An 8,586-nucleotide genomic window follows, 5' to 3' on the forward strand; every position below is an offset into this window, starting at 1 on the left:
GCCGTGTCCGCCCATCGGGCCGCCGGGGCCCATCGGGCCGGTCCGGCCGGGCCTCGCGGCGCGTCGTACCCGCCACGGGGGGCGTCGTACCCACCGGCGAAGGCACCCGTCGGCTCGTCGTAGCGGCCGTACCGGTCGGGGGGGGCCGGGCTGCGCCGGCATCGGCCGTGGTGGCATCGGCTGCGGCACCATGCCCCGGTCGTCGCGCATCGGCGGACCCATCCGGTCCGGTGGACCCATCCGGGGGTCACCGCCGCGCCCGGCGCTGCTGCGCTCCTCCAGCTCGGCCAGTTGCCGCTCGACGCGGTCCAGGTGCAGGTCGACCTGCCACTCGTCGTAGCCGTTGAACCGGACCCGGAAGACGACGTCGTGGACCTCCTGGGAGGCCACCGGCGCGCCGACCTGCCGGCCGTCGAGCGTCGCCTCGACCCGGTCGAGGAAGGCATCCACCTCGTCGACCTTGTATCCCCGGCGGAGCGCCTTGCGCCGGAAACGCTGACCCTGACTCGCCACTATGTCTCCTGGTCTCGTTCGCCACGCCCGGTCACGCCGGTGCCTCTCCGGCGCGGTCGGTGTTGGTGTCGGTGTCCTCGGCGGCGGCGAGTTGGCCACACGCGCCGTCGATCTCACGGCCCCGGGTGTCCCGTACGGTGGTGGACACCCCGGCGTCGCGCAGCCGCCGGACGAACTCCCGCTCCACCGGCTTCGGGCTCGCGTCCCAGCGGCTGCCCGGCGTCGGATTGAGCGGAATGAGGTTCACGTGCGCCAACTTGCCGGCCAGCAGCCGCCCGAGCAGATCGGCTCGCCACGGCTGGTCGTTCACGTCCTTGATCATCGCGTACTCGATCGACACGCGACGGCCCGTCCGGGCGGCGTAGTCCCACGCTGCGTCCAGCACCTCGGCTACCTTCCAGCGCTGGTTTACCGGCACGAGTTCGTCGCGCAGATCATCATCGGGGGCGTGCAACGACAGCGCAAGGGTCACAGAGAGGTCTTCGCTGGCCAGTCGGCGGATGGCCGGAACCAGGCCCACCGTGGAAACGGTGATGTGCCGCTGGGACAGGCCGAGGCCCTCCGGAGCGGGGCTGACCAGCCGGCGGATCGCCGCGATCACCCGGTTGTAGTTGGCCAACGGCTCGCCCATGCCCATGAAGACGACGTGCGACAGTCGCGGCGGTGAGCCGGCGACCGCTCCGGACGCCGCCACCCCGGCCAGGTAGACCGCCTGGTCGACGATCTCGGCCGTCGACAGGTTGCGGGTCAGCCCGGCCTGGCCGGTCGCGCAGAACGGGCAGGCCATGCCGCAGCCCGCCTGGCTGGAGATGCAGACGGTCACCCGGTCCGGGTAGCCCATCAGCACGCTCTCCACCAACGCCCCGTCGTGCAGCTTCCAGAGCGCCTTGCGGGTGGCGCCGTCGTCGCAGGCCAACTCCCGTACCGGCGTGAGCAGCGTGGGTAGCAGTTGGTCGGCCAGCCGCTCCCGGGTCGCCGCGGGCAGGTCGGTCATCGCCTGCGGGTCGCGGACCAGCCGCCCGAAGTAGTGGTTGGAAACCTGCTTGGCGCGGAACGCCGGCTCACCCAACCCGGCGACCAACGCCTGGCGGCCGGCCAGGTCCAGGTCAGCGAGGTGCTGAGGGGGCATGGAGGCCCGGCGCGCGGTGGGGGCGGCCGAGATGGCGGGGATCAGGGGCAGGCTCGTCATGGCTGGTCCAGTGTGTCACGCCTGCGGCGGCACACACCCGTCCGGAGGTGCCGAACCGGTCCCGACCGTCGGATCGGGAGGACCGGTGCGCGGTGATCCATGCCTCACCCCACCACCGGCACGAAGATCGCCAGCAGCAGGTACGCGGCCGGCACCGCGAACAGGATCGAGTCCAGTCGGTCCATCAGACCGCCGTGGCCGGGCAGCAGGTTGCTCATGTCCTTGACCCCGAGATCCCGCTTGATCATCGACTCGGCGAGATCACCGAGGACCGCCGCGCAGGAGACGGCCACCCCGAACAGCGCACCCCACCAGGGCGCCACGTCCAACATCAGCCACAGCAGCAGAGCGCTGCCCAGCGCCGCGGCGGTGACCGAACCTGCGAAGCCCTCCCAGGACTTCTTCGGACTGATGGACGGGGCCATGGGGTGCCGGCCGAAGGAGACACCGGCGGCGTAGCCACCCGTGTCGGAGAGGACCACCGCGATCAGCGTGGCCAGGATGCGCAGCGGGCCGTCGTCGGGGGCCGCCGCCAGCAGCGCCGCGAAGCCTCCCAGGAACGGCACGTAGACCGCGATCAGGGTGGCCGCGGTGAGATCCCGCTGGAAGCCCGCCGGGCCGTCGCCCAACCGCCAGATCATGGTGCCCAGCACGGTGACCAGCAGCCCCAGGCTGAGCGCGTCCGGGCCGGCGAACCAGGCCAACCCGACCGTCAACACGCCGCCGGCGACCAGCGGCACCAGCGGCGGATGCGCGCCGCTGCGGCGGACCGCACGGGCCATCTCCCAGATGCCGATGGCCATGGCGCCGGCGATCACCGGCAGGAACGCCAACGGGTAGAAGACCAGCGGCACCACGATCAGCGCACCGAGGCCGAGCCCCACCCCGATCGCCGCGGGCAGGTTACGGCCGGCCCGCCCGGTGCCGAGTTGCTGGGTGGGCGGCCGGTCGACGCTGGCCCGGCGTCGACCCTTCGGCCGCCGACCGGCCGGAGGCTCCGGCTCGGCCACCGGGTCCAGGTCCGGCCCGAGTTCGGCCCCGATGGGGGCGATCTGCGCGGTCGGGTATTCGGCGTCGTCGTCGAAGCGGACCGGCCCGCCGAAGGGCTCAGGGCCGTCGTACCGGCCGGGCTCGTCGTACCCGCCGGGCTCGTCGTACCGCTGCGGGCCGTCGCGACGGGTCGAGGTGCCGTCGCGGCCGGCGGGCGGACGGTCACCGTACCGACCGGCATGACCCCGGTCGTCGTACCGGCCCGGTTGGTTCCGCTCGTCCTCGTAACGGCCCCGGTCGTCGAAGCGGTCGCGGCGGTCGCGGTCGTCGAAGCGGTCCCGGTCGTCCGGGCGGACCGCCCGGCCGCGCTCGTCGTACGGATCCGTCGGCATCGGTTCGGCGTACGGGCGGGTGCGCGGCTCGGCGTACAGCTCAGGGCCGGGCGGACGGCGGCTCCACTGGCCCGCCTCGATCTCGGGCTCGGGCCAGGGCAGGGCCGCCGGACGCTCCGGCCGGTCCCAGCCGCGCGGCTCTCCCACGTAGGGGTCGGGGTGGGACATCACGCACCGCGACGTGGCGCGAGAACGACCACATGACGCAAGACCACAACCATCCCCTACACGCGCTTATGTTCCGCCGATTGACCGCCCCGACGGTCGGTCGATTCCCGGTGTTCACCGCCCGGTGTCGGGAATCCTGCCGAGCCTACTGCACCCGCCGCACCAGCACGGGAGACGAGGCACGGCGACGGGCTTCACCCTCGTCGTCCGCACACCGGGGGCGGATGTCCGCACACCGGGCGCGGCACCGCACGGGAGATCCGCAGCCGTCGATCCGACTCGTTTCCTGCACGATCAGGTACTGAGCCGGGCAGGCCGGGCATGGTCCGCTGGTGGTGCGCCGGCCCCAGCCGGCGCATTCGACGGGGGAAGGGCACACACATGCACAAGATCAGTCTGGCGGTGCTGGCGACGGCCGCCCTGGTTCTGGGGATCGGAGCACCCGCCACCGCGGCCACGGCACGGACCACGATCACCATCGACCGCCACGCCAGCGCGTTGTTCCCGTTTGAGCCGCCCTACGGCGACCCCGGGGTGACGTACCCGGCGACCCAGGTCACGGCCACCGCCCGGCACTGCCCGGCCGGCGTCGTCCTCATGTCGGCGTCGCTGGTGCAGGATGGCCTGCCCACCCTCTGGGCGACCTCGGGACACGGCGCCGGCGAGATCGTCTGCGACGGCGGCACAGTCGACCTCGGGATGGCCTTCGCCCGGATCGCTCCGGCGGTGCACCCGGGTCGGGCCACCGCCCACTTCTCGCTGCGCGACCCGTACACCGGTGAGCAGTTCGGCGAGACCACCAGGACCGTCTGGATCCCCTGCTGAGGTACGACGCGAGGCCCGCCCCCGGCGTCGGTGACGGGCCTCGCGGCGGCAGCTCACCCGCGCAGCGGGTGGGTGATCACACCTCGAGCAGCTCGGTTTCCTTGTGCTTGACCAGGTCGTCGACGCTCGCCACGTAGCGCTGGGTCAGGTCGTCGAGTTCCTTCTCGGCACGGCGACCCTCGTCCTCGCCGGCCTCGCCGTCCTTGACGATGCGGTCCAGCTCTTCCTTGCCCCGGCGGCGGACGTTGCGGATGGCCACCTTGGCCTCCTCGCCCTTGTGCCGAGCCACCTTGATCATGTCGCGGCGACGTTCCTCGGTCATCTGCGGGAGCAGGATGCGCAGCTGGTTGCCCTCGTTGTTCGGGTTCACCCCGAGGTCCGAGTCGCGGATCGCCTTCTCCATCGCGTTGATCTGCGAGTTGTCGTACGGCTTGATGATGGCCATCCGCGGCTCGGGGATCGCGACGGACGCCATCTGGGTCAGCGGCGTGGGCGTGCCGTAGTAGTCAATAATGATCTTGGAAAACATGGCGGGGTTGGCGCGGCCGGTGCGGATGGCGCCGAACTCCTCCTTGGCGTGCTCAACCGCACGCTCCATCTTCTCCTCGGCCTCGAGGAGGGTGTCGTCGATCACCGGTCTCCTCGCCTCCTTCTGTGCTCGTCGTGGGCTCTGCTGAAAGTCGTCAGGGCTCAGGCGGTGATCAGGGTGCCGATCTTGTCGCCACCCACCGCGCGGATGATGGTGTCGTCACCCTGCGCGCCGAAGACCAGCATCGGCAGGCCGTTCTCCATGCACAGGCTGAACGCCGCCGCGTCGGCCACCCGCAGGTTGCGGCGCAGCGCCTCGGAGAAGGTGATCGAGTCGAGCTTGCTGGCGGTGGGGTCGATCCGCGGGTCGGCGGTGTAGACGCCGTCCACGCCGTTCTTGCTCATCAGCACCACGTCGGCCCGGATCTCCAGCGCCCGCTGGGCGGCCACCGTGTCGGTGGAGAAGTACGGCATGCCCGCGCCGGCGCCGAAGATCACCACACGGCCCTTCTCCAGGTGCCGGATCGCCCGCAGCGGAATGTACGGCTCGGCGACCTGGGCCATGGTGATGGCGCTCTGCACCCGGGTCTCGATGCCTTCCTTCTCCAGGAAGTCCTGCAACGCGAGGCAGTTCATCACGGTGCCGAGCATGCCCATGTAGTCGGCGCGGGCCCGGTCCATCCCACGCTTCTGCAGTTCCGCGCCGCGGAAGAAGTTGCCGCCACCGACGACCACGGAGACCTGCACGCCACGACGGACCACGGTGGCGATCTGCCGGGCGATGGCCTGGACGACGTCCGGGTCGACGCCGATCGCGCCGCCACCGAACACCTCACCGGAGAGCTTCAGCGCCGCAGACCGCCACCCCCGGCCCCTCGGAGAGATCCCGTCATGAGTGATCAGCAGCAGCTGCGCAACTTCGTCAACGGCTCCTACGTCGAACCGGCCGACGGCGGGTACGCCGACCTGATCGACCCCTGCACCGGCGAGGTGTTCGCCCAGGCCCCGGTCTCCGGCGCAGCCGACGTGGACGCGGCGATGACGGCCGCCGCCACCGCGTTCGACAGTTGGCGCGACGTCACACCCGCCGAGCGGCAGAGGGCGCTGCTCAAACTCGCCGACGCCGTGGAGGCGCGGGCGGCCGAGCTGGTCGACGCCGAGGTCCGCAACACCGGCAAGCCCCGCCAGCTCACCGCGGAGGAGGAGCTTCCGCCGGCGGTGGACCATTTCCGCTTCTTCGCCGGGGCCGCCCGGCTGCTGGAGGGGCGGTCCGCCGGGGAGTACCTGGCCGGGCACACCTCGTACGTCCGGCGCGAGCCGGTCGGCGTCTGCGCCCAGGTCACCCCGTGGAACTATCCGCTGATGATGGCGGTCTGGAAGATCGCCCCGGCGCTCGCGGCCGGCAACACGGTGGTGCTCAAGCCGTCGGACACCACGCCGGTGTCGACGCTGCTGCTCGCCGAGATCGCCGCCGAGTTCTTCCCGCCGGGTGTGTTCAACGTGGTCTGCGGCGACCGGGAGACCGGTCGTACCCTCGTGTCGCACCCCACCCCGCAGCTGGTGTCGATCACCGGCTCGACCCGCGCGGGCATGGAGGTGGCCGCCGCGGCGGCCCCCGACCTGAAGCGGACCCACCTGGAGTTGGGCGGCAAGGCCCCGGTGGTGCTCTTCGACGACGCGGACGTGGCGGCGGCGGCCGAGGCCATCGCGGTGGGCGGCTACTTCAACGCGGGGCAGGACTGCACGGCGGCGACGCGGGTGTTGGCCGGCCCGGGCATCCACGACGACTTCGTGGCGGCGCTCGCCGAGCAGGCCCGCGGCACGAAGACCGGCGGGCCGGACGACGCCGACGTGCTCTACGGCCCGTTGAACAACGCCAACCAGCTGGCCCGGGTCAGCGGCTTCGTCGACCGGCTGCCGGACCACGCGGCCATCCAGACCGGCGGGTCCCGGCAGGGCGAGCGTGGCTACTTCTACGCGCCGACGGTGGTCTCCGGGCTGCGCCAGGCCGACGAGATCATCCAGGACGAGGTTTTCGGGCCGGTCATCACCGTGCAGCGGTTCTCCGACGAGGACGAGGCGGTGCGCTGGGCCAACGGCGTCGACTACGGCCTGTCCGCGTCGGTCTGGACGAGGGACCACGGCCGGGCGATGCGGATGACCCGCCGACTGGACTTCGGCTGCGTCTGGGTGAACACGCACATTCCGTTCGTCTCGGAGATGCCGCACGGCGGCTTCAAGCACTCCGGCCACGGCAAGGACCTCTCGGTGTACAGCCTGGAGGACTACACCCGGATCAAGCACGTCATGCACAACATCGAGGGCTGAACCGTGAGCGCGAGGAGTGAGCCGGGTTTGCGAGCCCCGCAGCGCGAGCAGAGAGCGGTGGGGTGACCGCCTCTGATGAGTTGCACAAGAGGCGCGGCGGTGCCGTCGCCCGGGGCGTCGGCAGCGTGATCCCGTCCTACGTGGACCGCGCGTCGGGCGGAACGATCACCGACGTCGACGGACGGGAGTGGATCGACTTCGCCGCCGGCATCGCGGTGACCAGCGTCGGCAACTCCGCCCCGAAGGTCGTCGAGGCGGTCCGGGCGCAGGCCGAGCGATTCACCCACACCTGCTTCATGGTCGCGCCGTACGAGTCGTACGTGGCGGTGTGCGAGCAGCTCAACGCGCTGACGCCGGGCGGGTTCGAGAAGCGCTCGGCGCTGTTCAACTCCGGGGCGGAGGCGGTCGAGAACGCCGTCAAGATCGCCCGACACGCCACCGGACGGCCAGCGGTGGTGGTCTTCGATCACGCCTACCACGGCCGGACCAACCTGACCATGGCGTTGACCGCGAAGAACATGCCGTACAAGCACCGGTTCGGGCCGTTCGCCGGGGAGATCTACCGGGTGCCGATGTCGTACCCGCTGCGCGACGGCGGGCTCTCCGGGGCGGAGGCGGCCGCCCGGGCGGTCGGGATGATCGAAAAGCAGGTGGGAGCGGAGAACGTCGCCGCGCTGCTCATCGAGCCGATCCAGGGTGAGGGCGGTTTCGTGGTGCCGGCACCGGGTTTCCTGCCGGCGCTGCGGGCCTGGGCGACGGCTGCCGGGGTGGTCTTCGTCGCCGACGAGATCCAGACCGGCTTCTGCCGGACCGGCGACTGGTTCGCCTGCCAGCACGAGGGCGTCGAACCGGACCTGGTCACCCTCGCCAAGGGCATCGCCGGTGGGCTGCCGCTGGCGGCGGTGACCGGTCGGGCCGAGCTGATGGACGCGGTGCACGTCGGCGGTCTCGGCGGCACGTACGGCGGCAACCCGATCGCCTGCGCCGCCGCGCTGGCCACCATCGAGACCATGCACGAGCTGGACCTGGCCGGTGCGGCCCGCCGGATCGAGTCCGTGCTGGCCCCCCGGCTACGGGCCGTCGCCGAGCGGGACCCGCGGATCGCCGAGGTCCGCGGACGCGGCGGGATGCTCGCCCTGGAGCTGGTGCAGCCCGGCACCCTCGTCCCCGACCCGCTCGCCACGGCGGCCGTCTCAGCCGCCTGTCACGCCGCCGGCCTGCTCACCCTGACCTGCGGCACGTACGGCAACGTGCTGCGCTTCCTGCCCCCGCTGGTGATCTCCGACGCGCAGCTCACCCGGGGCGCCGACATCCTCGACGGCGCCCTCGGGTGACCTGACGCCTAGCGGAGCACCTCGACCGTGTTGCGGCGGACGAGGTTCTTGCCGGGCTCGCGGATCTGCTCCATCGCGGCGGAGTTGAGCAGCACACAACTGCCCGACGGGCCGGTCACCGTCACCGTGGTCACCCGGTTGTTGTCCAGGTTGGTCACCCGCAACCGTGTACCCACCGGGAACTGCCCGCTGGTCGCCGCCGGCGCGGCTGCCTCCTCGAAGAAGGTGATCGCCCCCGAGCACGCCGAGCGCGGCGCCGGGCCGGGCGCGCCGGGAGAGGAGGCGCCGGGGCGTACCGTGCCGGCCGGCCGGCCGGCAC

7 protein-coding genes and 2 pseudogenes are annotated in these 8,586 nt (G+C 71.9%); 3 read left to right on the forward strand and 6 right to left on the reverse strand.

Features of this window, described 5'->3' with window-relative positions; genetic code table 11:
* The 3 genes and pseudogenes from JNW91_RS27020 to JNW91_RS27030 form a co-directional block, all read right to left on the reverse strand.
* A pseudogene (locus JNW91_RS27020) lies at nt 1-513 on the reverse strand (DivIVA domain-containing protein); the annotation flags it as partial.
* Between the two features lie 31 nt (nt 514-544).
* A complete protein-coding gene (rlmN, locus tag JNW91_RS27025; RefSeq protein WP_203178222.1) occupies nt 545-1,702 on the reverse strand; it encodes a 23S rRNA (adenine(2503)-C(2))-methyltransferase RlmN in 1,158 nt (385 codons plus the stop codon).
* A gap of 104 nt (nt 1,703-1,806) precedes the next feature.
* On the reverse strand, nt 1,807-3,252 hold the full coding sequence (locus tag JNW91_RS27030; RefSeq protein WP_203178223.1) for a phosphatidate cytidylyltransferase: 1,446 nt from the start codon (nt 3,250-3,252) through the stop codon (nt 1,807-1,809).
* Nucleotides 3,253-3,633: 381 nt separating this feature from the next.
* Here JNW91_RS27030 and JNW91_RS27035 point away from each other — a divergent pair, with 381 nt between their 5' ends.
* Nucleotides 3,634-4,077 (forward strand): hypothetical protein, encoded by a 444-nt coding sequence (locus JNW91_RS27035; protein ID WP_203178224.1) that lies wholly within the window; start codon nt 3,634-3,636, stop codon nt 4,075-4,077.
* A 76-nt stretch (nt 4,078-4,153) separates the two neighbouring features.
* Here JNW91_RS27035 and frr read toward each other — a convergent pair whose 3' ends face one another.
* Both frr and pyrH read right to left on the reverse strand, forming a co-directional pair.
* The gene (gene frr, locus JNW91_RS27040) at nt 4,154-4,711 is read right to left on the reverse strand and encodes a ribosome recycling factor (RefSeq protein ID WP_203178225.1); all 558 of its coding nucleotides are present in this window, start codon (nt 4,709-4,711) and stop codon (nt 4,154-4,156) included.
* A 56-nt stretch (nt 4,712-4,767) separates the two neighbouring features.
* Nucleotides 4,768-5,514, reverse strand: coding sequence for a UMP kinase (pyrH, locus tag JNW91_RS27045; RefSeq protein WP_238425780.1), 747 nt, complete (start codon nt 5,512-5,514; stop codon nt 4,768-4,770).
* On the opposite strand from pyrH, the gene JNW91_RS27050 reads away from it, so the two are divergent.
* Together JNW91_RS27050 and gabT are read left to right on the forward strand one after the other, a co-directional pair.
* Nucleotides 5,497-6,933 carry a gamma-aminobutyraldehyde dehydrogenase gene (locus JNW91_RS27050; protein WP_203178226.1) on the forward strand — a complete coding sequence of 479 codons (1,437 nt, stop codon included), beginning with the start codon at nt 5,497-5,499 and terminating at the stop codon, nt 6,931-6,933. The genes pyrH and JNW91_RS27050 overlap by 18 nt on opposite strands.
* A 62-nt stretch (nt 6,934-6,995) precedes the next feature.
* The gene (gene gabT / locus JNW91_RS27055; RefSeq protein ID WP_203178227.1) at nt 6,996-8,267 is read left to right on the forward strand and encodes a 4-aminobutyrate--2-oxoglutarate transaminase; all 1,272 of its coding nucleotides are present in this window, start codon (nt 6,996-6,998) and stop codon (nt 8,265-8,267) included.
* An 8-nt stretch (nt 8,268-8,275) separates the two neighbouring features.
* Here gabT and JNW91_RS27060 read toward each other — a convergent pair.
* Nucleotides 8,276-8,586 (reverse strand): annotated as a pseudogene (locus JNW91_RS27060) (septal ring lytic transglycosylase RlpA family protein); the annotation flags it as partial.

The sequence above is a fragment of the Micromonospora parastrephiae genome, assembly GCF_016802865.1.
In the GTDB taxonomy this organism is placed as follows: Bacteria; Actinomycetota; Actinomycetes; order Mycobacteriales; family Micromonosporaceae; genus Micromonospora; species Micromonospora parastrephiae.